Below are 22338 nucleotides of genomic sequence, written 5' to 3'. Positions count from 1 at the left end.
CATTTTAGTCGCGCGCCCGGCGCGCGGGCAAGCCGGCACCATAAACGTTTTGGAATGGCCTCATAGCCAAACGCATCTTCAGCATTGCTCACGCCATTCATAGAGCAAGGCCATGGCCTGGCGTGGGGAAAGGTCATCAAGGTCGAGCTTTTCCAGGGCCTCGACGACTGGATGCGGCGCACTGGCGAAAAGATCTGCTTGTTGCGGTTTGGGCGCGTCGCCCTCGTACACCCCGCCACGTGTGTTGGCTTGATGGACTTCCTGCTGCTCCAGGGTGGCGAGCTTCTCGCGTGCTCGGGCCACTACGCGCGGCGGTACGCCAGCGAGCTGCGCGACCTGCAGGCCGTAGCTCTGGCTCGCGGGCCCTTCCTCGACACGGTGCATGAAGACGATGCCGTCCTGGTGTTCGGCGGCCGTCAGATGCACGTTGACCACGCCGTCGTAGGGTTCCGTCAGAGCGGTCATTTCGAAATAGTGCGTGGCAAAGAGCGTGAACGCGCGCCGTTCGACCAGATGTTCGGCGCTGGCCCAGGCCAGCGAGAGACCATCGAAGGTGCTGGTGCCGCGACCGATCTCATCCATCAGTACCAGGCTGTGCTCGGTAGCATTGTGCAGGATGGTGGCGGTTTCGGTCATCTCCACCATGAAAGTCGAGCGGCCACCGGCCAGATCGTCGCTGGAGCCGATGCGCGTGAAGATACGATCCACGGGGCCGATTTCGGCATCGTCGGCGGGCACGCAGCTTCCGGTATGCGCGAGCAGAGCGATCAAGGCCGCCTGGCGCATGTAGGTAGATTTCCCGCCCATGTTGGGCCCGGTGATGACCAGCAAGCGTCGCGTTTCGTCGAGCATCAAGTCATTGGGCACGAACGGATGATCGCTGACATGCTCGACCACAGGATGGCGACCTCCATGAATGCGCAGGCCGGGCTGATCGCTTAGCCGGGGGCGCACGAAATCCAGCGCCAGGGCGCGTTCGGCGAAACATGCCAGCACATCGAGGGTCGCCAGAGCGCGTGCCGTGTCCTGCAATGCTTGCAGGTCGACGTTGAGTGTTTCCAGCAATCCGTCGTAGAGCAGTTTTTCGCGGGCCAATGAGCGCGACTTGGCCGAGAGTGCCTTGTCTTCGAATTCCTTGAGCTCGGGGATGATGAAGCGTTCGGCGTTTTTCAGCGTTTGGCGACGAATATACTCGGCCGGCGCTTCGCGAGCCTGGGCGCGCGGAATCTCGATGAAGTAACCGTGGACGCGGTTATAGCCGACCTTGAGGCCGGCCAGACCGGTGCGTTCGCGCTCGCGAGTCTCGAGCTCGACCAGGTAGTCGCCGGCATGCTCGGCCAGGCCACGGTATTCGTCGAGCTCCTCGTCGAAACCTGTGGCGATTACTCCACCGTCGCGGATCACTACGGGCGGGTTGTCGACCAGGGCACGAGTCAGTGTCTCAGCCAGCTCGGGGTACGGTCGGATATGGTGCTTGAGCTCGTCGATGGCGTTGCCGTCGTCGAGCTCAGCAAGATCCTGCTCCAGCGCAGGTAAGGCGTTGAGGGCATCGCGCAGGCGTGCCAGGTCGCGGGGTCGAGCACTGTAGAGAGCCACGCGGGCAAGTATGCGCTCGATGTCACCGATTGCCTTGAGCGGCTCGCGCAGGGCCGCATAACGGTCGTCGTCGATGAGGCACTGTACCGCCGCCTGACGTGCCTGGACCTGGGGGGTGTCGCGCAGCGGCCGGTTTAGCCAGCGCTTCAACTGACGCGAGCCCATGGCCGTAGCGGTGGTGTCCAACACGCTGGCCAGCGTATTTTCGAAGCCGCCGCCGAGGTTGATGTCGATCTCGAGATTGCGACGACTGGCGGCGTCGATTACCACTGCCTCGTCGCGGTTCTCCACGGCGATCCCGGTGACGTGGGGAAGGCGCGAGCGCTGGGTGTCGCGGGCGTAGTCGATGAGCACGCCAGCGGCGGTCAGCGCGGTGGTGAGATGCGCGCAGCCGAAGCCGCGCAAGTCGGCTACACCGAATTGATCGCATAGCAAGCGCTGAGCGCTCTCCAGGTCGAACAGCCAGTCGCCCTGGCGGCGAAAGCCGGGACGCTCGGCGAGGGCAGGTGGTAGCGAAAGACTCTCTGCGGCGAGCAGTTCGGCGGGGTCGAGGCGCTGGATCTCGGACAGCAGGTCGCTCTCGCCATCGACTTCGAGCACGCTGAAATGGCCGCTTGAGAGCTCCAGCCAGGCCATGCCCCAGCGTTCGCCGTGAGGATGCACAGCAAGCACGAGATTGTCGCGGCGCGCGTCGAGCAAGGCTTCATCGTGCAGGGTGCCGGGCGTGACGATGCGCACGACCTGCCGATCCACGGGACCCTTGGCCGTGCTGGGGTCGCTCATCTGCTCGCAGATGGCCACCGATTCCCCGGATTTGACCAGCCGCGCCAGATAGCCTTCGGCGCTATGATACGGCACACCGGCCATGGGAATCGGTTTGCCCGCCGATTGGCCGCGCTGGGTCAGGGTGATGTCGAGCAGTTGCGCGGCGCGCTTGGCGTCTTCATAAAACAGCTCGTAGAAATCGCCCATGCGATAAAAGAGCAGCACCTCGGGATGCTCGCGCTTGACCTTCAGGTACTGGACCATCATCGGGGTATGCTGGGCAGAGGCCTGGCTCATGCGAATCCTTGTCGTGCCGGTGGCTGATGTTGCCAAATGGAAGAAGGCGACGGAGCGCGGCGCTGGATAGCCTGCAAATGTTCGCCAAAGCCTCTATTCTACGCATTCGGGTGGGCGGCGTCAGTGGCGCTGCTTAGGATGGCAATCGGGAGACGCGACATGGCGGTGAATTTGACGGCATGGCAAGCCTTTTCGCTCGAGGCATTGGCCGAGCGCCTGGGGCGTGCCTGTCTCGCGGCGAATGCCAGCGTGACGGCGGCGGAGTCCTGTACTGGGGGCGGCGTGGCCAGTGCCATTACCGACATCGCGGGCAGCTCCGCGTATTTCGAGACCGGCTACGTGACCTATGCCAATAGTGCCAAGCAGCGCCTACTTGGGGTACGTGACGTGACCCTTGCCGAACACGGAGCGGTCAGTGCCGACACCGTGGGCGAGATGGTAGCGGGCGCATGTCGAGACAGTGGTGCCACGCTGGGTGTGGCGATCAGCGGGGTCGCCGGTCCCGGCGGCGGCAGCCCCGAAAAGCCCGTGGGCACGGTATGGTTCGCCTGGGGCGATGTGCGAGCCCAAGAGCGCGAGTGCCACCATCTGCCGGGCACGCGTGACGTCGTACGGGGCCAAGCGGTACGCGTGGCGCTGATCGGCCTGATCGACAGGCTTGAGAAGAAGGTGTCGTCAGCGTGATATCGGGTAGGAAACAGAGGTAGGCGGCGAGGAATTTTTTCGTCATACTACTGTCTAGTCATACAGTGTTTTGCGGTTGGTGCCGACATGTGTCAGCGCCACCGTGCGAGCTTCGATGTCCTTCGATAGGAGACCTTCATGGCACAGGACGACAACCGTTCCAAGGCGCTCAACGCAGCGCTTTCCCAGATCGAGCGCCAGTTCGGCAAGGGCGCCGTGATGCGTCTTGGCGATACGCCCCGAGTAGCGACGCCGGCCATATCCACCGGGTCGCTGGGGCTGGATATCGCGCTTGGCATGGGCGGATTGCCACTGGGTCGCGTGGTCGAGATCTTCGGCCCCGAATCTTCAGGAAAGACCACGATGACGCTATCGGTGCTTGCCCAGGCACAGAAACAAGGCAAAACCTGTGCGTTCATCGATGCCGAGCATGCCCTGGATCCGACGTATGCCGAAAAGCTGGGCATCAATCTCGATGATCTGCTGGTCTCGCAGCCGGATACCGGCGAGCAGGCGCTGGAAATCTGCGACATGCTGGTACGTTCCGGCGGTGTCGACGTCATCGTCGTCGACTCGGTGGCGGCCCTCACACCGCGAGCCGAGATCGAAGGCGAAATGGGCGATTCCCACGTCGGTCTGCAGGCCAGGCTGATGTCGCAAGCGCTGCGCAAGGTGACCGGCAACATCAAGAACGCCAACTGCATGGTGATGTTCGTCAACCAGATCCGCATGAAGATCGGTGTGATGTTCGGGAGTCCCGAGACCACCACTGGCGGCAACGCGCTGAAGTTCTATTCCAGTGTACGCCTGGATATCCGCCGGACCGGCTCGGTGAAGCAGGGCGACGAGGTGACTGGCAACGAAACTCGCGTCAAGGTCGTCAAGAACAAGGTGGCACCGCCGTTCCGCCAGGCCGAGTTCCAGATCCTCTACGGCAAGGGCATCTACCATGCCGGCGAGGTCATCGATCTCGGGGTACAGCAAAGTCTGGTCGACAAGGCGGGTGCCTGGTACAGCTATCAGGGCAGTAAAATCGGCCAGGGCAAGGCCAATGCCGCCCAGTTCCTCGAGGACAATCCGGCGATCATGGAGGAGATCGAAGGCGAGATTCGTGCACGATTGCTGGCCGCGCCCAAGGCGGAGGAAGGCGAGTCGGGGGAAGGTGCGAGCGAAGATAAGGCCGCGGCGACCCAGGACGACGATAGCCCTCTGTAACCATGAATAAGCAAGAGACGACACCTCGCGACGATGCCATCCGCCTTCTGGCGCGTCGCGATTACTCGCGGACTGAGCTGGTGTCGCGTTTGACGACGCGTGGGCATGAGCGCGTCGATATTGCGTTGGCGCTGGATGGCCTGGCCGAGGAAGGCTTGCAGTCCGATGCGCGCTTCGCCGAGCAGTTCGTGCGTTCGCGTTTGTTTCGTGGGCAAGGGGAAATGAAGATTCGCGCCGAGTTGAGTTCGCGTGGTATCACCGATGAGATGGCGCGCGAGGCGCTCGAAAGCGAATCCCCCGATTGGCATCGGCTGGCATGCGAGGCCTTGGCCAAGCGCTTCGACTCCCCCGGTCGCGAGCCTCGCGAGCGCGCCAAGCGTGAGCGGTTTCTGGCCTCACGCGGGTTCGATTTCGACCAGGTGCGTCATGCCATGGCACATGCCTGGGAGAACACTCGCTAGACCTGCGCGGGCCGTATGCCATGCGGCCTCCCTTCCCGCCGCTGTCGCGGCACCTCTTTAGTCCCCCGCCGAACGCGTTATACTAGTGCGCCTTGAGATGGTTCGGGGCGACTCGTTTTCCGTCATTCGCCGACTTTCGCGTTTCTCGCCCACCGCTTGTCCGGTCGGGCCGCGCGTGCCCGCAGCGCCTAACGCACACCGCCACGGAATTTCTATGAAAAGCGCAGACATCAGACAGGCCTTTCTGACGTTCTTCGAGGAGCACGACCACACCATCGTGCCGTCGAGCTCGCTTGTGCCTGACAACGATCCAACGTTGCTGTTCACCAATGCCGGCATGGTGCCGTTCAAGGACGTCTTTCTGGGGCGCGATCCGCGCCCCTATGTACGTGCCACCTCCCCACAACGTTGCGTGCGTGCCGGGGGCAAGCACAACGATCTGGATAACGTCGGGTATACCGCGCGGCACCATACGTTCTTCGAGATGCTGGGCAATTTCAGCTTCGGCGATTATTTCAAGCGCGACGCTATCGGGTTCGCGTGGACCTTCCTGACCGAACGCCTGGGGCTGCCCGCCGACAAGCTGTGGGTCACCGTTCACGTCAGTGACGACGAAGCCGAACGTATCTGGAAAGACGAGATAGGCGTCGACCCGGCGCGCTTCTCCAAGTTGGAGGAAGACAACTTCTGGCAGATGGGCGACACCGGCCCCTGTGGCCCGTCATCCGAGATTTTCTACGATCATGGACCTGAGGTCGCGGGCGGCCCACCGGGAAGCCCCGACGAGGACGGCGATCGGTACATCGAGATCTGGAATCTGGTCTTCATGCAGTTCGATCGCGACAGCGGCGGGACGCTGAACCCGCTGCCCAAGCCGTCCATCGATACCGGCATGGGCCTGGAGCGCGTCGCGGCGGTCATGCAGGGCGTATATTCCAACTACGAGATCGACCTGTTCCAGAATCTGCTCGATGCCTCGGCAGAGGCCACGGGCTACGCGGACACCAGCGCACCGTCGCTGTGCGTGATCGCCGATCATATTCGTTCCTGCGCTTTCTTGATCACCGACGACGTGTTGCCGTCCAACGAAGGGCGCGGTTACGTGCTGCGGCGTATCATTCGTCGCGCCATTCGCCACGGCCATAAGCTCGGTACGCGCGAGCCATTCTTCCATAAACTGGTGGCGGCGCTGGATGCCGAAATGGGCGATGCCTATCCGGAGCTGCGCAAGACACGCACTCAGATCGAGAAAGTGCTGCTCAAGGAAGAAGAGCAGTTCGCACGCACGCTGGATCATGGCATGGGGCTGCTGACGGAAGCGCTGGACACACTCGAGGGTGACGTGTTGCCAGGCGAGACCGTCTTCAAGCTCTACGATACCTATGGATTCCCGTTCGATTTGACGGCGGATGTCTGTCGCGAGCGTGGCGTGACGCCGGACGAGGTCGGCTTCCAGCGTGAGCTCGAGGCGCAACGCGAGCGTGCCCGTGCAGCGAGCCAGTTCGGTGCCGATTACACGGCGGCCCTGGAACTCGACGGCGAAACGGCCTTCACCGGCTATGACCGTTTGGAAGATGAGGCCCATGTCACCGCCCTGGTGGATCGCGAAGGCAACGCGCTGACGGCGCTAGAAGCGGGTCAGCAGGGCGTCGTGGTGCTGGATCGTACGCCGTTCTATGGCGAATCGGGCGGGCAGGCCGGTGACACCGGTTACTTGAACGCCAATGGCACGCGCTTCCAGGTGACCGATACCCAGAAGCAGGGTGGGCATCACTTGCATCATGGCGTGCTCATCGAGGGCCGGCTCGATGTGGGTGACAGTGTCACGCCACAGGTCGATGCCCGTCTGCGGGCGGCGACCATGCGCAACCACTCCGCGACGCACCTGTTGCATGAGGCGCTCAAGCAAGTAGTGGGTGAGCACGTACAGCAGAAGGGTTCGTTGGTGACGGCGGAGCGCCTGCGTTTCGACTTCAGCCATTTCGAGGCGATGACCCCGGCGCAGCTCGAGGAGGTCGAGCGCATCGTCAATGCGCAGATTCTGGCCAACGCCGATACGCGCACCGAGCAAATGACACTCGACGAGGCCAAGGCTAAAGGCGCCGCAGCGCTCTTTGAGGCCAAGTACGCCGATAGCGTGCGTGTGCTGACCATTGGCGCCGATGACTTCTCCATCGAACTCTGCGGCGGCACACACGTGGCACGTAGCGGCGATATCGGTTGCTTCCACATTCTCAGCGAGACAGGAGTCGCCGCGGGCGTGCGCCGCGTCGAGGCGGTCACCGGCGAAGGCGCCCTGGCGTATTTCCGCGATCAGGAAGCCAAGGTCACGCGTGTCGCCGAGCAGCTCAAGGCCAAGCCCGAGCAGATGGAGTCACGTCTCGAGGCAACGCTTGAGCGCAATCGCAGCCTGGAGAAGGAGCTCGAACGGCTCAAGGCCAAGTTGGCGAGTGCTGCGAGTGGCGACATGCTGGCCGAGGTGCGCGAGGTGGCGGGCGTCAAGCTGCTCGCCAAGCAGGTCGAGGGCATCGGTGGCAAGGATCTGCGTGGCCTGCTCGATCAGCTCAAGAATAAGCTGGGCTCGGGGATCATCGTGCTGGGCGTGGCCGGCGACGAAAAAGTCAGCCTGATCGTCGGGGTGACCGATGATCTGACCGCGCGTCTCAAGGCCGGCGACCTGGTCAGGCATGTCGCCGAGCAGGTCGGCGGCAAAGGCGGCGGCCGGGCCGATATGGCGCAGGCGGGAGGATCGCGGCCGCAGGCGTTGCCTGATGCCTTGGCGAGTGTACCGAGTTGGGTCGAGGCTCGGCTCGGCGAGTGAGATCGTGAAGAGGGTCGTGCGCATGGCGCCGGCCCTTTTCTTCATTCATGCTTGGGAAAACCACCACGGACAGGCAGCTATGGCGCTATATGTACAGAAGTTCGGGGGGACCTCGGTGGGCTCGGTAGAGCGCATCAAGGCCGTCGCCGAAAAAGTGAAGCGATTCCGCGACGAAGGCCATCAAGTAGTCGTCGTGGTGTCGGCAATGAGCGGGGAAACCAACCGGCTGATCGATCTGGCCAGCCAGATCAACGATGAGCCCACGCCACGCGAAATGGATATGCTGGTGTCCACCGGCGAGCAGGTCACCAGCTCGCTGCTGGCGATGGCCTTGCACAAGCTGGATGTGGCGGCGACGTCCTATACCGGCGGTCAGGTCGGCATCCAGACCGACAGCGCTCACACCAAGGCGCGCATTCAGCGTATCGAGACCGACGACATTCAGGAAGATCTCGACGACGGCCAGGTCGTGGTCGTGGCCGGCTTCCAGGGTGTCGATGACGAGGGTAACATCACCACGCTGGGACGCGGCGGCTCGGATACCACCGGTGTCGCTCTGGCGGCGGCGCTCAAGGCCGATGAATGCCAGATTTACACCGACGTGGACGGCGTTTATACCACCGACCCGCGTGTCTGCTCCAAGGCACAACGCCTGTCTTCCATCACCGTCGAGGAAATGCTCGAGCTGGCCAGCCTGGGCTCCAAGGTATTGCAGATTCGCGCCGTCGAGTTTGCAGGTAAATACAATGTGCCGCTGCGTGTGCTGTCCAGTTTCGAGGACGGCCCCGGTACCCTGATCGTCGCTGAAGAAGAAGAGGCCTCCATGGAAGAACCGCTGATCTCCGGTATTGCCTTCACCTCCAGTGAAGCCAAGCTGACGTTGCTCAACACCCCCGATGTGCCCGGCGTGGCGTCCAAGATACTGGGGCCCATCGCCGATACCAACATCGAAATCGACATGATCGTACAGAACGTGGCGCCCGCCGGTGACTACACCGACTTCACGTTCACCGTTGCCAAAAGCGATTTCACACAGACTCGAAGTATCCTGCAGGATCAAGTGATCCCGGCGCTGGGTGGTGGTGAGCTGCGTGGCGATGAGAATATCGCCAAAGTCTCGCTGGTCGGTGTGGGTATGCGTTCGCATGCCGGCGTGGCATCCAAGATGTTCCGCGTGCTGGCCGACGAAAACATCAACATTCGCATGGTCTCCACCTCGGAAATCAAGATCTCCGTGGTCATCGACGAGAAGCAGATGGAGCTGGCCGTACGTGCGTTGCACTCCGCCTTCGGTCTCGATAAAGACAGCATACAAGGCGAATAAGCACAGAAATTTGGCCTTCCTGCCCCATCGGCTTCTACGCTAGGGGTGGCGTCAGGACGACGCTGGAAGGCCAGATGTGGCCTTTCATTCAGTGTATCCGTGGCTGCAAAGCACGCGCCATTGGCTCTCGGGGCCTGTATGACGCATAATTCGCCTTCGTACTGTCGCTTGGCGGTGCATGCATCCCGTTGGAAGAAAGCCTGAGAAGGAGATCAGACATGCTCATCCTGACCCGTCGCGTCGGTGAAACACTGATGATCGGCGACGACATCACCGTTACAGTCCTGGGAGTGAAAGGCAATCAGGTCCGTATCGGTGTCAATGCGCCTAAGGACGTAGCCGTACATCGCGAAGAGATCTACCAGCGTATTCAGCGCGAGAAGACCGATAGCGAAGACGGCGGTTCAAACGTTTGAAGTGACGCATGCGTGGGGCCGTCTGGGCTGGTGAAGTCGTCCCCTTTATCGGCTCGGGCTTTTGGATAAGGCATACTTTCCGGGATGAGCAGTTTGACGCGAACGCAGTACGGCAAGCGAGTCTCCCGCTAGTCAAACAGTGACGGTAGGGATTGATATCAAGAGATTTTCAATCCGCTCTAGACAAGACCCCAGTATAATCGGTAACATACGCGCCGTGTTGATGAGGGAGAGATGGCCGAGTGGCTGAAGGCGCTCCCCTGCTAAGGGAGTATGGGGTTTGTAGCCCCATCGAGGGTTCGAATCCCTCTCTCTCCGCCAATCAACCCAATGCAGTGCATTGAAGTGAATGAAGTATTGCGCCCGTAGCTCAGCTGGATAGAGTACCTGACTACGAATCAGGTGGTCGGAGGTTCGAATCCTCCCGGGCGCACCACTTTAACAACGTGATTCAGTCACGTGATGATGCATGAGAGAGCCTTGGCTCTTGAGGCAGCGCGAAACACAGCAGAGCTGGTCGTGCGTTGTGTAAAGCGCCCGTAGCTCAGCTGGATAGAGTACCTGACTACGAATCAGGTGGTCGGAGGTTCGAATCCTCCCGGGCGCACCAGATATCAAGCCCGTCCCTCCGGGGGCGGGCTTTTTCGTCTGTGTCGACGATTCCCCTTCCTTGACGGCAAGACCTGTGATTTGCAGGTAAGCAGTCGTTTCCGGCACGCCTTGCGTGCCATTTTTTCGTTTCGTACTCCTTGATCAGTCGCCTGACTTGACGCGGTAGTCGCCCTCGAGCACCTGAGACGCGTGCGTGGCGTCTTGCGCCGGTGCGTCCTGGGCGCCATTGCCGCCAGCCGGGCGGGCCTGGTCGGCGCGAAACGCCTCGGCACGTTTCTTCATGCGGTGGCGCAAGAAGGGCAGCATCGCCCAGCCGACGATCAAGAAGAACAGGCCGAGCAAGGTGCCGACGATCATCATGGCGCCGAACAATAACCAGGTGGCGAGTAGCTTGAGCCCGCCGGCGCCCTGTGACGGGCGCGCCTGACGCGCCCGTTCCCGCCATTGCTGTGCCGCCTGCCAGGCGGCATTTTGCTGTCGATCAGTCATGTTCCACTCCGGTGACCGTTAGGTCATTGCGCTCGAGGCGAATGTCGATCTCACTATTCTGGGCGTCGTAGCCTTCTATATCCACATGCCCTCTTTCATCGACATCCAATTCAGAGAATCGTTGCATGCCGGATTCCTGAGCGTTGCTCAGTGCCTGGTGCAGTTCGTCGCTGGTCAGGCTCCAGTCAGGAATGGTGTCCTTGTGGCGTTTCTCGTGCACCAGGCTGCCATCCTCGATAAGCATGTCGATATCGAGTTGCCAGCCATCATCACGCCAGCCTTCCACCTCAAGACGGTTACCGTCATCGATAGCGACTTCGTCATAATGGGTGAAGCCATAGGTGTTGGCATCGTTGAGCAGTGACTCGAGCTTGCCGGGTGATAGGCTGCCATCATCGGCAAGCGCGGCGGTGGACAGTCCGCCTGTGAGGACCATCGGCATCATCAGCATATGCATCGTCTTCATGATTTACTCCTGGCTTGTGCCTCGAGATTGGTATGACATACCGCGACTGCGGATAGAGGCACGCTAACGCCGTCGACCTTGCAGTCACCTGAAAACGATGTTCATCTTTCATTCATGTTAACGATAGCGAGTATGCACGGCGCTGATGAGGCCTCCGGCATCGAGCCCTGCGGATATTCATGCTGCATTCATGTCGGCTGAGGCAAACTCGTGTCTATGAAACGCTTCAATCGCTGTATCAAAGCGCTGATGCTGGTGGCGGTGGGCATCATGGCCTGCCAGTCGCTGGTCGCGGCCGACGATGACGAATGGCGCTCACTGCACCGCGAGGTGGAGGAAGGGCGTGTGGTGGCGCTGCCCAAGGTGCTCGACTGGCTCGAGCGTCACTATATCGGTCAGGTGCTGGAGGTAGAGCTCGACCGCGGCGATGATGTGCCGCGCTATGAAATCGACATGATCGGTCCGCAGGGGCAGGTAGTTGAATTCGAGTTCGATGCCACGAGCGGGGAAATGATTGGTATCGAAGGGGTCAATATCGATGGGATGGCACGTCAATGAAGGTGTTGCTGGTCGAGGATGATACCGCGTTGGCACAGGCGCTCGGCGAAGCGTTCGTCGAGGCTGGACTGTTGTGGGAACATGCCGCGACCGGTCATGCGGCCGATTATCTCGTGCGCGTCGAATCCTATGACGCCGTGATTCTCGATCTGGGACTCCCCGATGGTGATGGCACGCGCTGGCTTGCAGCGTGGCGCGAGGATGGCATCGATTTGCCGGTATTGGTGCTCACGGCCCGCGAGCGCTGGTCGGACAAGGCGGCAGGCTTTTCCGCCGGCGCCGATGACTACGTCACCAAACCTTTCGAGACCGCCGAGGTGCTGTTTCGTCTGCGTGCCTTGGTGCGACGCAGCCACGGACATGCACACCCTATACTCAGGCTGGGCGAATTGGCGCTGGATACGCATACCGGCAGCGTTACTCTGGCGGGGCGTCCGATCACCTTGACGGCCCAGGAATCGCGGTTGCTGGCGTATCTGTTGCATGCCGCGCCGCGCATCGTGAGCCGTATAGAACTCTCTGAACATGTCTATGATCGTGATCATGAGCCCGACTCCAATGTCATCGACGTACAGGTTAGCCGCTTGCGTCGCAAGCTCGGCAATCAGCGCATCGTGACCTTGCGCGGGCAGGGGTATCGTCTGGTGGCACCCGAGGATGAGCAATGAGACGACGCCCCTGGCGCCAACGCCTCGCGCGTACTTCGATCCGCGCCCGGTTGCTGATCGCCTCGCTATTACTGGTCATGGTGGCGCTGCCCCTGGCGGGTACTGGGCTTGCCTACAATTTCCGCGATTCCGTCACCACCGCCTTCGACGACCGCCTCGAGTCGCTGCTCAACGTGTTGTTGGCCGGCGTGCAGGTCGATGCTCAGAATGAAAAGCTGCACATGACACGCTCGCTGGGCGATCCACGGTTCGAGCGGGTCTTTTCGGGGTGGTACTGGCAGATCAGCGATGAGGGGGACCAAACGCTGACGTCGCGTTCGTTGTGGGATCAGCGGTTGCCGACCGATGATGTCGACGGTATGGCGGTCACCGAAGTCGAGGGCCCGCGTGGCGACATACTGCGCGTCATTGAGCGTGATATCCGCCTGCCGGGGCATGCCGAGACGCTGCATGTCAGCGTGGCGGCGTCACGCGAAGAGCTGGATACCGAGGTGGCGCGTTTCGAGTGGCTGCTGGGCTTGTCGCTGCTGGCGCTGGGGGCCTTGCTGCTCGTTGGGCTGGCGGTGCAGGTTCGCTGGGGACTAGCGCCGTTGCGTCGCATGCATACCAACCTGCGCGCGGTTGAATCAGGCGATGCCGACAGCCTCGAGACGTATTTCCTGCCCGACGAGCTGGCTCGTCTGGCACGTGCCATGAACGGTGTGCTAGAGCGAGACAGGCGCCTGATCGAGCGCGGTCGTAATGCCGCTGGCAATCTGGCGCATGCGCTCAAGACCCCGGTCAGTGTGCTCACGACCCTTGCCGAACGCTTCCCACCTGACACGCGCGACCGCCTGCACGGTGAGCTGGGGCGCATCAATGACGCCGTACGTCATCATCTCGCCCGGGCCTCTGCCGCCGGCGGGGTCGTTCTCGCCGGCAAGGTAGACTCTGCGCAAACCCTGGCGCCAGTGCTCGAGGGGTTGACGCGAATGGGGCAGCGGCGCGGTATCCAGTTGACGCAATCGCTGGCCGATGACCTCAAGGTGCGCATGGAGGCCCAGGATCTACAGGAGCTGGTCGGCAATCTTCTGGAAAATGCGCTGCGCTGGGCCGACAGCCAGGTCACCGTGAGCTTTCATTCGCAGGCGGCTGGTGTCGAACTGTTGATCGAAGACGACGGGCCGGGCATGAGCGAAGAGCAGCGTGACGCCGCCCTGGCGCGAGGCTCCCGCCTTGACGAGCGACGCTCCGGTTCCGGGTTGGGCCTGGCCATCGTCGAGGATTTGATGACCTTGTACGGTGGCCGGCTTTCGCTGTCACGCGCTTCGCTCGGCGGACTCGCCGCACGTGTCTGGCTGCCCACGTCACCGGTGGCGCCAAGCGGTACCGAGTCCTGATCGTCATCTGACGCGTTCGCGGCGTGCCAACGGCGTTCATCGAGCAGTCTACTTTGTTCGGCGACCTGGCGAATGACGCGCGTTTCCGCGACGCTTATCTTCAGGCGCTTGAGTCCTTGCATGCCGAGGGAGCGCGCGCGACGCTCCACGCCTTGGTCGAGGGTCGTATGTCGTAACACGGCCAAGGAGCGGATACTCCATACCCCACCGGGGAATGCGATGCAGCCGAAGGAGAGAGCATGTACGTGGGCGTGGATTGTGGAACGCAGAGCACCAAGGTCGTGGTGGTCGATATCGAGCGTGCGGCGATTCTGGGCGAGGCGAGTCGTCCGCATCATCTGACCGAAGGCGATAACGGCAAGCGCGAACAGGATGTTAGCGAATGGATCGCGGCCTTGACCGAGGCGTTCCAAGAGGCGGTGAGCGCGGCGCGGATCGATGCGCACGAGATCCGCGCCATCGGTGTCTCGGGGCAGCAGCACGGCATGGTTGCGCTGGATGCCGATGGCCAGCCACTGCATCCCGCGAAGCTGTGGTGCGATACCGAAACGGCGCTGCATAACGAGACGCTGATAGAGCGCTTGGGTGGCCGGCAAGGCTGCCTGGACAAGCTGGGGCTGGTGTTGCAAACCGGCTTTACGGCCTCGAAAGTCGCCTGGCTGCGCGATACGCATCCGGACGCCTATCAGCGTATCTCCACCTTGCTGTTGCCCCACGACTATCTGAACTTCTGGCTGACCGGCGAACGTGTCGCTGAGTGCGGCGATGCCTCCGGCACCGGGTATTTCGATACCCGCACGCGCAACTGGCGTCATGATGTGTTCCAAATCATGGCGCCCGAACTGTCGCCGGACGCGGTACTACCGCGTTTGATCGACTCGCACGCCCCAGTGGGAACGGTGCGTCCCGAGGTCGCGCGCCTGCTGGGCCTCGGTGATGACGTTCTGGTGTCCAGTGGTGGCGGCGACAACATGATGGCGGCCATCGGCACCGGCAACATCGCCCCCGGTATGGTGACCCTGAGCCTGGGTACCTCGGGAACCGTATACGCGCATTCGGCCGCGTCGATGGAAGCCGAGGACGCCCAGGTGGCCAATTTCTGCGCCAGTCACGGCGGGTGGCTACCGCTTATCTGCACCATGAACGTGACCTCGGCGACAACCAAGGTTCGTGAGCTGTTCGGGTTCGATCTGGAGACCTTCGGCGAGCGGGTGGCTAGAGCCCCGCTGGGCGCCGAGGGCGTCATGGCGTTGCCTTTTTTCAATGGTGAGCGCGTCCCGGCACTGCCGCATGCCACCGCCAGCTTCGAGGGCATGACGAGTCTCAACACGACGGCGGACAATCTCTGTCGCGCGGTAGTCGAAGGGACGACGTTCGGGCTACGCTATGGGTTCGAACGCTTGGGCGAGCTGGCATCGCAGGCCAGCCAAGTCCGTCTGGTCGGCGGTGGCGCCAAGAGTGCCGTCTGGCGCCAAATCGTTGCCGATGTGCTGGATGTCGATGTGATCTGTCCACGCATTACCGAGGCTGCTGCCCTGGGCGGGGCGATTCAGGCTGCCTGGTGCGATACTCAGACGCGTGGGCGGGGCGAGTCGTTGGCGGCACTGACCGAACGCCTCGTCGAGGTGGATCTCGATACCCTGACCCGCCCGCGTGGCGAACCGGTGCGCCGTTATCAGGAACTCTACCAGCGTTACCGTCAAGCGCTGGCCGAACGCTACGACGTCGCGCCATGAGACGCGCGATGACCCTTTTCGTTACAGGATATTTGCCATGACGCAACTCGAGGCTCTCAAGCAACTTTCGATGGTAGTCGCCGATACCGGCGATCTCGAGGCCATCAAGCGCTATCAGCCGCACGATGCCACGACCAATCCTTCGCTGATCCTCAAGGCCTTCGAGCTGCCCGGCCATCAAGCGCTGATCGACGAGACGCTGGCGCAGGTCAAGGCCGATATCGCCGATCCCCAGGCCCGGGTCGACGAAGCAGTGGATCGTTTGTCCGTCGCCATGGGCAGTGAGATCACGCAACTGATTCCGGGGCGCGTGTCCACGGAAGTGGCTGCCAAGCTGTCCTTCGACCGCGAGGCGAGCATCAAGAAAGCGCATCGTCTCATCGAGCTTTACGAGCAGCGTGGGATCGGCCGTGAACGCGTGCTGATCAAGCTGGCCTCCACCTGGGAAGGCATTCGTGCCGCCGAACAGCTCGAGAAAGAGGGCATTCAGTGCAATCTGACGCTGCTGTTCTCCAAGGCGCAGGCCCGTGCCTGCTTCGATGCCGGGGTATATCTTATCTCGCCTTTCGTGGGCCGCGTCACCGATTGGTACAAGCAGAAAACCGGGCAGGAGTACGCGCCGGATGAAGACCCGGGCGTCGTGTTCGTGCGCGAGGTATGCGATATCGCCAGCCGCTACCGCTACGACACCGTGGTCATGGGCGCAAGCTTCCGTACCAAGGGCCAGATCCTGGGGCTGGCCGGCTGCAACCGCCTGACTATTTCGCCGGCGCTGCTCGAGGAACTCGAGGGCCAGGAAGGCGCGATAGAGCGCAAGATCAGCGATGTCGGAGATTCCAGCGAGCGACTCACACCGATCAATGAAACCGAATTTCGTTGGGGGCTCAATCAGGATGCTATGGCGACAGAGAAGCTCGCCGAGGGCATCCGCCGCTTCGCCGACGATCAGGCAACGTTGGAGGAGAAACTCGCCGCGCGGCTGGGGTGAGGCGCAGTCGTACTACATGAACGCAAAAGGCCGGCGTCAGCCGGCCTTTTGCGTTTGAAGGGATGAGTAGTGTGAGACTCAGCCTTTCCAGACATCGGCGAGAATCTCGTACGAGCGACGGCGGTCCTCATGGTTGTAGAAATCACCGTTGATCATGAGTTCGTCGGCCTGGGTATGTGCCAGGAAATTCTCGAGTTCCTCGCGGATCGTATCGGGGCCGCCGACGATGGAGGCGCCGAGGTTCTGGCTGACCATGGCGCGTTCCTGCGGCGACCAGTCGAGTGCTTCGACAGGCGGCAGGGTCCGCGTGCTCTTGCCGCGAATCAGGTTGAGGAACTTTTGCTGCTGAGTGGTGGCGAGATACTGCGCATGTGCGTCGCTGTCGGCAGCGACTAGCGGGATGCCCAGCATCACGTACGGCGCGTCCAGCACGTCGGAGGGCTGGAACATCTGCCGATAGAGCTGGATGGCCTCGAGCATGTAGCCCGGCGCGAACTGTCCGGCGAAGGCGAACGGCAGGCCGAGCTGTGCGGCGAGGCGCGCGCTGAAGTCGCTGGAGCCCAGCAGCCAGAGCGGGACATGCGTGCCCTGACCGGGGATCGCCTTGACGCGCTGGTCGGGCTGGACGTCGCCCAGATAGCCGCGTAGTTCGGCCAAGCGGTCGGGGAAGTCATTCACGCCGGCGCGAGGATTGCGGCGCATGGCCTGCATGGTCACGCCGTCGGAGCCGGGCGCGCGTCCCAGGCCGAGATCGATGCGACCGGGATAGAGCGTTTCCAGGGTGCCGAATTGTTCGGCGACCACCAGCGGCGGATGATTGGGCAGCATGATGCCGCCACTGCCCACGCGGATACGTTGCGTCTTGCCAGCGACATGGCCGATGAGCAAGGACGTGGCGGCACTGGCGATGCCGTCGATGTTGTGATGCTCGGCCAGCCAATAGCGGTTGTAGCCCAGAGTATCGGTGAGCTGGGCGAGATCGACTATGCGTTCGAAGGTCTCGGCGGGCGTGCCGTCATGCGCGATCGGGGCGAGATCGAGCACGGATAGCGGAATTTGCGAGAGTCGGGACATGGTGGCCTCGGTAGAGAAATCGAATGAGTCGTTAGTCGGCTCAATATTTCTTTACTCTGGGGGCAGCCCATCGATAACACAACCCGTGCGTTTCTCGCTCAGTCCAGCTCATCGAGTAATTGATGAATTTGTTCGCGCCGGCCTTGATCGGCGACGTCGCGAGTGGGTCTCGGTGGGGCCTTGAGTGCCTTCTGCAAAGCCTGGCGCGCTGCGACATCCTGGCCCTGATCATGCAAAAAATCGCCCCAGAAGTAGAGTGGGTCGATGCCATTGGGATTGAGCCCTAGGCCTTTCTGCAGCATCGCTTTCGCTTTGTCATCGTCGCCGAAGCCGATAGGCCAGCCGGGCACCTGATAGTAGAGGGCGCCGAGACTGGTATAGGCCGAGCCGTGCAGGGCATTGGCGTCGAGCGACAGGGCCTTCTCCAGGTCGCTCTTGGCCTCCTTGACCAGTGGCAGCGCGCCCAGCCCGCCCTTGGCGCCAGCCTCGCTGCTGCGGATGATGCCGGCCCAGATGTAAAGCTCGGCAGCACCAGGTTGGTCGTTAATCAACGCTTGGGCGCGCTGATAGAGCTGATTGAAGCCGTCGGCGCGACGCTCTTTAGGTGTCTTGTACTGTATGCGTGCCCAGCGGCTCTGCAACTCATGGACACCGCTGGTGACGGTATCGCTCATTGCCAAGGCGACGGGCGAAAGACTTAGTGCCAGTCCGGCGAGAGTAGTGATGACCGCGAAGCGCCGGGCATGATGGGTAAGGCGGGAAGTGATGGACATGACCGATCTCTGAAAGAGGCCGTGGCTTAGGAACGGCCGGCGAAGCGTTGGATGGTGCCGAGCTGGCGCCGTAGTGTCCGGTCGACGACCCCGGGCAGCATGGCATTAAGGCGTACGAAGAATCGTTCGGGCCAGCCCAGATGGCGTTCGGTGGCGCGCTGATTGACCGCGCGGATGATCTCCTCGGCGACTTGCTCAGGGCTGTCCATGGCGTTCCCCAGCTCGGCGTTGAGGGCATCCACCGTGGCGTCGTTCATCGCCGTGTGCGTGGCCCGTGGGGCGACGTAGTGGATATGAATCTTGGTGTCGGCGAGCTCGCGACGCAGGGCCTGCGAGAAGCTACGTAGCGCGGCCTTGCTGGCGCAGTAGCTCGCATAGCCCGGATAGCCGATGGCACCGAACGTCGAACCGAGATTGACGACCCATGCCTCGTCGGCGGACTGGAGCAGTGGCAGCATGGCCTGAGTGAGCTGCAGCGTGGCGGTGACGTTGAGCGAAATCAGATCGCTCACGTTCTCCGGCGGCTGGTGAGCGAACAGACCGAAATGATTGATGCCGGCGGCATTGATCAACATGTCGATATCCTGCTCACGGGAGGCCTGGAGCAGGCACTGGCGGTCTTCGGCGTCGCACAAGTCGACGGCGCGCCACTCGGCGGATATCGGTAGTTCATCGGCTAGCGCTTGTAGGGCCACCGCGTTGCGGCCCACCAGTAAAAGCTGCGCGCCGCGTCGTGCCAGTGACAGGGCCAGGGCGCGGCCGATACCGCCACTGGCACCAGTGAGCAGGACGCGTCGATCACACCAACGCATGAGCGAGCTCCTGCGTGACTGCGTCGTGGTCAGTGTCGAGTCCGCGGAACATCGCGCCGTATAGGCGGTAGACCATGTTGGCGGTATCGATAACCGCCTGCAGATCGACATCGTCGTCGAGGCGGTCGATCAGACCTTCGAAAAAGGCCAGATGGCCGATATCGAGATCGCCGTGGGACTCTAGGTAGTGGAACGCTTCCTGGGGCAGACCGAGGCTCTCGCGAATCGAGACGGCGGCGTTGGTGGCCAACGCGGTGCTGGTGCCCTCGAGAACGAAGACCATACCGAAGAAGCCTACCGGGTTGTCATGCGTGATGATGTCGCGCACGTAACGCACCATCAGCTCGGTAGCCGGTGCTGGTCGACTGGTTGCCACGCTATCCTGATCGCCGCCGGCGGCACGGATGTCGTCGAGGATCCAGCGCTGATGGCCGTACTCCTCCTCGATATACTCGACCAATGCGCCACGCAGCCACTCGAGACGCTCAGGGAGGCGCGCGCCGCAAGTCATCATCAGCGGTACGGTATACTTGACGTGATGGTAGGCCTGTCCGAGGAACGCTAGGTACTCGTCGCGGCTGATGCGCCCGTCCAGGGCACGCTGGATGATCGGGGAGGCGAGTAGCCAGGCACGATTGTCGGCAGTGGCCTGCTGAAGGTGTTGATAGGCGCTCATGGCGTATCCTCCAAGGTGTGATTGAACGTAGTCGTGGGGGACATAGTGTCGAGAGGCGCATCGAGCCAGTCGCGGTAGTGCCTAGCCAACGTGTCGCGGCGCAGTCGGCCGTTGGCGGTGGTCAGGCCTTCAGCGGCACTGAACGGTTGGGCACGTCGCCAGTGGGTGATGCGTGCGTAGTCCGGTAGCCGGGCGTTGGCCGCAGCGACAGCTTTGGTGAGTTGGGTATCATCAATATCCGAGCGCGCCGGCACCAGCAGTGCGCGATTGGCGGGCAGCGCCTCACCGTGCACCCAGGCTTGTGCGATCACCAGCTCGGCGGTGAGTTCGGCCTCGACCCAAGCGGGGTCGACGTTGCGTCCGTAAGCGGTGATGAATAGCTGCTTGCGACGTCCGACCAGCACGAGCCGACCGTCTTCCCAGCGTCCCAGGTCGCCGGTCGGCCAGAACGTTGGTGGAGGCGTGTCATCGCCGAGATAGCCGAGCATCGTGCTGCCGCCGGCCAGCACTTCGCCGTCGTCGGTTAGACGAACATCCGCGTGAGGCAGTGGGCGGCCCGCGCTGCCGGGATGGTTGTCGCCGGGGCGATTTAGGGTCATCACCGAGGCGCATTCGGACAAGCCATAGCCCTCGTAGACCGGCCAGCCGTTAGCTTGGGCGGCATCGAGCAGGCTTGGCGATACCCGAGCGCCGCCCACAGCAATGAAACGCATGTCATGAACTGCTGGATAAGGCGAGTCGCCAAGCAAGGCTTCGAGTAGTTGCGGCACCAGAATTAGGCTATGAGGACGGTATTTTTCGAGTTGAAGGCGAGTGAGTGCGATGTCAAAGCCGCTGGCGCCTTGCCAGCCGAGCGACGCGAGGCCGGGCAAGATGCTGGTCGCTCCCATCCATAAGGGTGCGTAGAGGCCGCCAATATTCTCCAACAGTGTGCCTAGTGGCAGCATGGCGAGGTGGCGTTTCACGCCACAGCTGGTAGCCACAGTGGCTAGGCTTTCGGCGACGCGCAGCGGCGCCTCGGCGTCTAGGCATACGCCCTTGGGAGTGCCGCTGGTGCCCGAGGTGAAGGTGATCTTGATGGTGCCGTCGGGTACCGCTGACACGGCGTCGACCCGGCGCCGATGCAGTGTGGTGTCGATGCCTGGCGCAAAGCCCAGCGACGCGACGAGTTCGGGTGGCCCGATTAGCGTATCGAGTCCGGCCTGCTTGGTCACATGGGCGAGTTGCGCGGCCGAGAAGAAGCCCGGCAATGGGACGTTGACGCAGCCGGCGAACATTAGCGCCAGATCCCAGAGCGCCCAGTCGGTGCCGTTGTCCAACGCCAGGCCTACACGCTCGGCTCCGGCTGCTTTCAGCCGCGCGATGCGGCCGTCGACCTCGTCAATCAGCGCGGCATAGCTCAGTTGTTGCTGGTCATCCTCAAACACGATAAGCGTTGGCTGTGACCGTGCCAGGTCGATGAGGTGGTGATATAAGCGCTCAGGCATTGCTGCACCCCACGAGAGGGTCGCCGTGCCTGGACGGGGCCACCAGTGATGCTCGTTCAAGCGCAGGAAGCCTGGCTAGCGTGGTCGATGTTCCGGCATTGCCCGTCTGTAGGTGCCGCCAGGCGAGACGCATGTCGCCGCCCATCACTATCGGAGCGTTGGTATAGTAGCGTCCCCAGTCGGCGCTTTCCTGGCCCAGGCGAGTCGGATCGGCTTCGACTAGCGGTGAGGCTTCCAGTCCCAGTCGGCGGAAGGCGTTACGGACCTGAGTAGTAGCGGTAAACGTCAGCCATTGCATATCTTCGTCGACCAGGGTCTCGATCAGCGTCACGATCAGTGGTCGCAACAGGCCACGGCGCAGCGTGGTGAGACTGCCGACCTCGACGACATGGTCGCGCGAGACCGTATGGTCGAGCACTTCAGCCAGACACTGCTCGATCGGTGCATCCAGATAGCGCTCGAGGAACAGCGTGTCACGCCCAGCATGGCGTATCCCCAGCGCTGCCTGCAGGGTTGGCCCCTGCCACAGGCCGAATAGGCGTGGCTGGAAGTGGCTCAGGGTGGCACCGTGTTCGCGGGCGTAACCGTTGACGATGAAGGCTTCCAACTCGGCGCGCTCGCCCGTATGGGCTTCGCGCCAAGTCAGTGGTGACAGCGCTGCGGTAATGGAATGAGGACTGCGTGGCTCATGCATCGCTCTACCCTCGACGAAGGACGTTGAGGATAGAGTGCATCGTTTGGCTTAAAGGTTACTTAACAAGTTGATGAGCGTGGCGGGGTTGTGTAAGTGCTTACGTTGTCACTTGTAGATATGCCCAGATACCAAATAGCGCGATGCCCAGCACGCCGATGGGGCGTGCGTGGCGCCGCCACAATGACAGGGCCGCGTCTCCGGCAAGGTGCACCAGCAAGGCGAGGCCGAAATAACGTACGCCCCGGGCCAGCAAGGCGGCCAACAGGAACAACGGAAATGGGTAGCCGCTGGAACCGGCAGCGAGCATAGCGATCTGGAAAGGAATGGGAATGATGCCCACCGCGAGC

The 22338-nt window shown here is 62.2% G+C and carries 21 protein-coding genes, 3 tRNA genes and 1 pseudogene; 15 read left to right on the top strand and 10 right to left on the bottom strand.

Annotated features, from left to right (window positions below):
- Positions 1 to 78: 78 nt before the first annotated feature.
- On the bottom strand, positions 79 to 2658 hold the full coding sequence (gene mutS, locus OP495_RS02915) for a DNA mismatch repair protein MutS (RefSeq protein ID WP_280567084.1): 2580 nt from the start codon (positions 2656 to 2658) through the stop codon (positions 79 to 81).
- Between the two features lie 159 nt (positions 2659 to 2817).
- Here mutS and OP495_RS02910 point away from each other — a divergent pair, with 159 nt between their 5' ends.
- From OP495_RS02910 to OP495_RS02870, 9 genes are all read left to right on the top strand, one after another.
- Entirely contained in the window at positions 2818 to 3342 is a 525-nt protein-coding gene (locus tag OP495_RS02910) for a nicotinamide-nucleotide amidohydrolase family protein (RefSeq protein ID WP_280562767.1), read from the top strand.
- 138 nt (positions 3343 to 3480) lie between these two features.
- The gene (gene recA, locus OP495_RS02905) at positions 3481 to 4557 is read left to right on the top strand and encodes a recombinase RecA (RefSeq protein WP_280562768.1); all 1077 of its coding nucleotides are present in this window, start codon (positions 3481 to 3483) and stop codon (positions 4555 to 4557) included.
- A 2-nt stretch (positions 4558 to 4559) separates the two neighbouring features.
- Positions 4560 to 5018 (top strand): regulatory protein RecX, encoded by a 459-nt coding sequence (locus tag OP495_RS02900; protein ID WP_280567081.1) that lies wholly within the window; start codon positions 4560 to 4562, stop codon positions 5016 to 5018.
- A 214-nt stretch (positions 5019 to 5232) separates the two neighbouring features.
- A complete protein-coding gene (gene alaS / locus OP495_RS02895; RefSeq protein ID WP_280567078.1) occupies positions 5233 to 7839 on the top strand; it encodes an alanine--tRNA ligase in 2607 nt (868 codons plus the stop codon).
- Positions 7840 to 7918: 79 nt separating this feature from the next.
- Positions 7919 to 9163, top strand: a complete 1245-nt coding sequence (locus tag OP495_RS02890; RefSeq protein WP_280562771.1) for an aspartate kinase — start codon at positions 7919 to 7921, stop codon at positions 9161 to 9163.
- A gap of 218 nt (positions 9164 to 9381) precedes the next feature.
- Positions 9382 to 9579, top strand: coding sequence for a carbon storage regulator CsrA (csrA, locus tag OP495_RS02885; protein ID WP_040239634.1), 198 nt, complete (start codon positions 9382 to 9384; stop codon positions 9577 to 9579).
- A gap of 228 nt (positions 9580 to 9807) precedes the next feature.
- Positions 9808 to 9900 (top strand) — tRNA-Ser (locus tag OP495_RS02880).
- 38 nt (positions 9901 to 9938) lie between these two features.
- Positions 9939 to 10015, top strand: a tRNA-Arg gene (locus OP495_RS02875).
- Positions 10016 to 10112: 97 nt separating this feature from the next.
- Positions 10113 to 10189, top strand: a tRNA-Arg gene (locus tag OP495_RS02870).
- Between the two features lie 143 nt (positions 10190 to 10332).
- Here OP495_RS02870 and OP495_RS02865 read toward each other — a convergent pair.
- Entirely contained in the window at positions 10333 to 10680 is a 348-nt protein-coding gene (locus OP495_RS02865; protein WP_280562772.1) for a hypothetical protein, read from the bottom strand.
- Positions 10673 to 11146 carry a PepSY domain-containing protein gene (locus OP495_RS02860; protein ID WP_280567075.1) on the bottom strand — a complete coding sequence of 158 codons (474 nt, stop codon included), beginning with the start codon at positions 11144 to 11146 and terminating at the stop codon, positions 10673 to 10675. The genes OP495_RS02865 and OP495_RS02860 overlap by 8 nt, the downstream gene beginning before the upstream one ends.
- 216 nt (positions 11147 to 11362) lie before the next feature.
- Between OP495_RS02860 and OP495_RS02855 the strand changes: the two genes are divergently transcribed.
- The 6 genes from OP495_RS02855 to tal all read left to right on the top strand — a co-directional run bounded on the left by OP495_RS02855 (position 11363) and on the right by tal (position 16475).
- Entirely contained in the window at positions 11363 to 11704 is a 342-nt protein-coding gene (locus tag OP495_RS02855; protein WP_280562774.1) for a PepSY domain-containing protein, read from the top strand.
- Positions 11701 to 12372: a response regulator transcription factor gene (locus OP495_RS02850; RefSeq protein WP_280562775.1), complete on the top strand. Its 672-nt coding sequence runs from the start codon at positions 11701 to 11703 to the stop codon at positions 12370 to 12372. The genes OP495_RS02855 and OP495_RS02850 overlap by 4 nt, the downstream gene beginning before the upstream one ends.
- Complete coding sequence (locus tag OP495_RS02845) at positions 12369 to 13751, top strand: sensor histidine kinase (RefSeq protein ID WP_280567073.1); 1383 nt, start codon at positions 12369 to 12371, stop codon at positions 13749 to 13751. Before OP495_RS02850 ends, OP495_RS02845 begins: the two co-directional genes overlap by 4 nt.
- A gap of 23 nt (positions 13752 to 13774) precedes the next feature.
- Positions 13775 to 13927 carry a hypothetical protein gene (locus OP495_RS02840; RefSeq protein ID WP_280567070.1) on the top strand — a complete coding sequence of 51 codons (153 nt, stop codon included), beginning with the start codon at positions 13775 to 13777 and terminating at the stop codon, positions 13925 to 13927.
- A 63-nt stretch (positions 13928 to 13990) separates the two neighbouring features.
- Positions 13991 to 15487, top strand: a complete 1497-nt coding sequence (gene xylB / locus OP495_RS02835) for a xylulokinase (RefSeq protein WP_280567067.1) — start codon at positions 13991 to 13993, stop codon at positions 15485 to 15487.
- A 37-nt stretch (positions 15488 to 15524) separates the two neighbouring features.
- Positions 15525 to 16475 (top strand): transaldolase, encoded by a 951-nt coding sequence (tal, locus tag OP495_RS02830; protein ID WP_280562778.1) that lies wholly within the window; start codon positions 15525 to 15527, stop codon positions 16473 to 16475.
- A 78-nt stretch (positions 16476 to 16553) separates the two neighbouring features.
- Here tal and OP495_RS02825 read toward each other — a convergent pair whose 3' ends face one another.
- From OP495_RS02825 to OP495_RS02795, 7 genes and pseudogenes are all read right to left on the bottom strand, one after another.
- Positions 16554 to 17549 (bottom strand): LLM class flavin-dependent oxidoreductase, encoded by a 996-nt coding sequence (locus OP495_RS02825; protein WP_280562779.1) that lies wholly within the window; start codon positions 17547 to 17549, stop codon positions 16554 to 16556.
- Between the two features lie 98 nt (positions 17550 to 17647).
- On the bottom strand, positions 17648 to 18322 hold the full coding sequence (locus OP495_RS02820; protein ID WP_280564966.1) for a hypothetical protein: 675 nt from the start codon (positions 18320 to 18322) through the stop codon (positions 17648 to 17650).
- A 26-nt stretch (positions 18323 to 18348) separates the two neighbouring features.
- Positions 18349 to 19134, bottom strand: a complete 786-nt coding sequence (locus OP495_RS02815; RefSeq protein WP_280564967.1) for an SDR family oxidoreductase — start codon at positions 19132 to 19134, stop codon at positions 18349 to 18351.
- Positions 19121 to 19810, bottom strand: coding sequence for an iron-containing redox enzyme family protein (locus OP495_RS02810; protein WP_280567064.1), 690 nt, complete (start codon positions 19808 to 19810; stop codon positions 19121 to 19123). Before OP495_RS02810 ends, OP495_RS02815 begins: the two co-directional genes overlap by 14 nt.
- A complete protein-coding gene (locus OP495_RS02805) occupies positions 19807 to 21297 on the bottom strand; it encodes an AMP-binding protein (protein ID WP_280567060.1) in 1491 nt (496 codons plus the stop codon). The genes OP495_RS02810 and OP495_RS02805 overlap by 4 nt, the downstream gene beginning before the upstream one ends.
- A complete protein-coding gene (locus OP495_RS02800) occupies positions 21290 to 21991 on the bottom strand; it encodes a thermostable hemolysin (RefSeq protein WP_280565213.1) in 702 nt (233 codons plus the stop codon). The genes OP495_RS02805 and OP495_RS02800 overlap by 8 nt, the downstream gene beginning before the upstream one ends.
- A 97-nt stretch (positions 21992 to 22088) precedes the next feature.
- Positions 22089 to 22338 (bottom strand): annotated as a pseudogene (locus OP495_RS02795) (DedA family protein); the annotation flags it as partial.

Source organism: Chromohalobacter sp. 296-RDG, from assembly GCF_029889885.1.
GTDB lineage: Bacteria > Pseudomonadota > Gammaproteobacteria > Pseudomonadales > Halomonadaceae > Chromohalobacter.
Note: the sequence above shows the minus strand (reverse complement) of the source record. Positions and strands in the feature narration are given on the sequence as shown.

Excerpts from the sequence above, each read along its gene's own strand:
- alaS (WP_280567078.1), top strand. The coding sequence starts at position 5,233 with ATGAAAAGCGCAGACATCAGACAGGCCTTTCTGACGTTCTTCGAGGAG.
- OP495_RS02910 (WP_280562767.1), top strand. The coding sequence starts at position 2,818 with ATGGCGGTGAATTTGACGGCATGGCAAGCCTTTTCGCTCGAGGCATTG.
- OP495_RS02805 (WP_280567060.1), bottom strand. The coding sequence starts at position 21,297 with ATGCCTGAGCGCTTATATCACCACCTCATCGACCTGGCACGGTCACAG.
- OP495_RS02800 (WP_280565213.1), bottom strand. The coding sequence starts at position 21,991 with ATGCATGAGCCACGCAGTCCTCATTCCATTACCGCAGCGCTGTCACCA.
- OP495_RS02825 (WP_280562779.1), bottom strand. The coding sequence starts at position 17,549 with ATGTCCCGACTCTCGCAAATTCCGCTATCCGTGCTCGATCTCGCCCCG.
- recA (WP_280562768.1), top strand. The coding sequence starts at position 3,481 with ATGGCACAGGACGACAACCGTTCCAAGGCGCTCAACGCAGCGCTTTCC.
- OP495_RS02815 (WP_280564967.1), bottom strand. The coding sequence starts at position 19,134 with ATGCGTTGGTGTGATCGACGCGTCCTGCTCACTGGTGCCAGTGGCGGT.
- OP495_RS02865 (WP_280562772.1), bottom strand. The coding sequence starts at position 10,680 with ATGACTGATCGACAGCAAAATGCCGCCTGGCAGGCGGCACAGCAATGG.
- OP495_RS02860 (WP_280567075.1), bottom strand. The coding sequence starts at position 11,146 with ATGAAGACGATGCATATGCTGATGATGCCGATGGTCCTCACAGGCGGA.
- OP495_RS02900 (WP_280567081.1), top strand. The coding sequence starts at position 4,560 with ATGAATAAGCAAGAGACGACACCTCGCGACGATGCCATCCGCCTTCTG.
- OP495_RS02855 (WP_280562774.1), top strand. The coding sequence starts at position 11,363 with ATGAAACGCTTCAATCGCTGTATCAAAGCGCTGATGCTGGTGGCGGTG.
- mutS (WP_280567084.1), bottom strand. The coding sequence starts at position 2,658 with ATGAGCCAGGCCTCTGCCCAGCATACCCCGATGATGGTCCAGTACCTG.
- OP495_RS02845 (WP_280567073.1), top strand. The coding sequence starts at position 12,369 with ATGAGACGACGCCCCTGGCGCCAACGCCTCGCGCGTACTTCGATCCGC.
- OP495_RS02850 (WP_280562775.1), top strand. The coding sequence starts at position 11,701 with ATGAAGGTGTTGCTGGTCGAGGATGATACCGCGTTGGCACAGGCGCTC.
- csrA (WP_040239634.1), top strand. The coding sequence starts at position 9,382 with ATGCTCATCCTGACCCGTCGCGTCGGTGAAACACTGATGATCGGCGAC.
- xylB (WP_280567067.1), top strand. The coding sequence starts at position 13,991 with ATGTACGTGGGCGTGGATTGTGGAACGCAGAGCACCAAGGTCGTGGTG.
- OP495_RS02820 (WP_280564966.1), bottom strand. The coding sequence starts at position 18,322 with ATGTCCATCACTTCCCGCCTTACCCATCATGCCCGGCGCTTCGCGGTC.
- OP495_RS02810 (WP_280567064.1), bottom strand. The coding sequence starts at position 19,810 with ATGAGCGCCTATCAACACCTTCAGCAGGCCACTGCCGACAATCGTGCC.
- tal (WP_280562778.1), top strand. The coding sequence starts at position 15,525 with ATGACGCAACTCGAGGCTCTCAAGCAACTTTCGATGGTAGTCGCCGAT.
- OP495_RS02890 (WP_280562771.1), top strand. The coding sequence starts at position 7,919 with ATGGCGCTATATGTACAGAAGTTCGGGGGGACCTCGGTGGGCTCGGTA.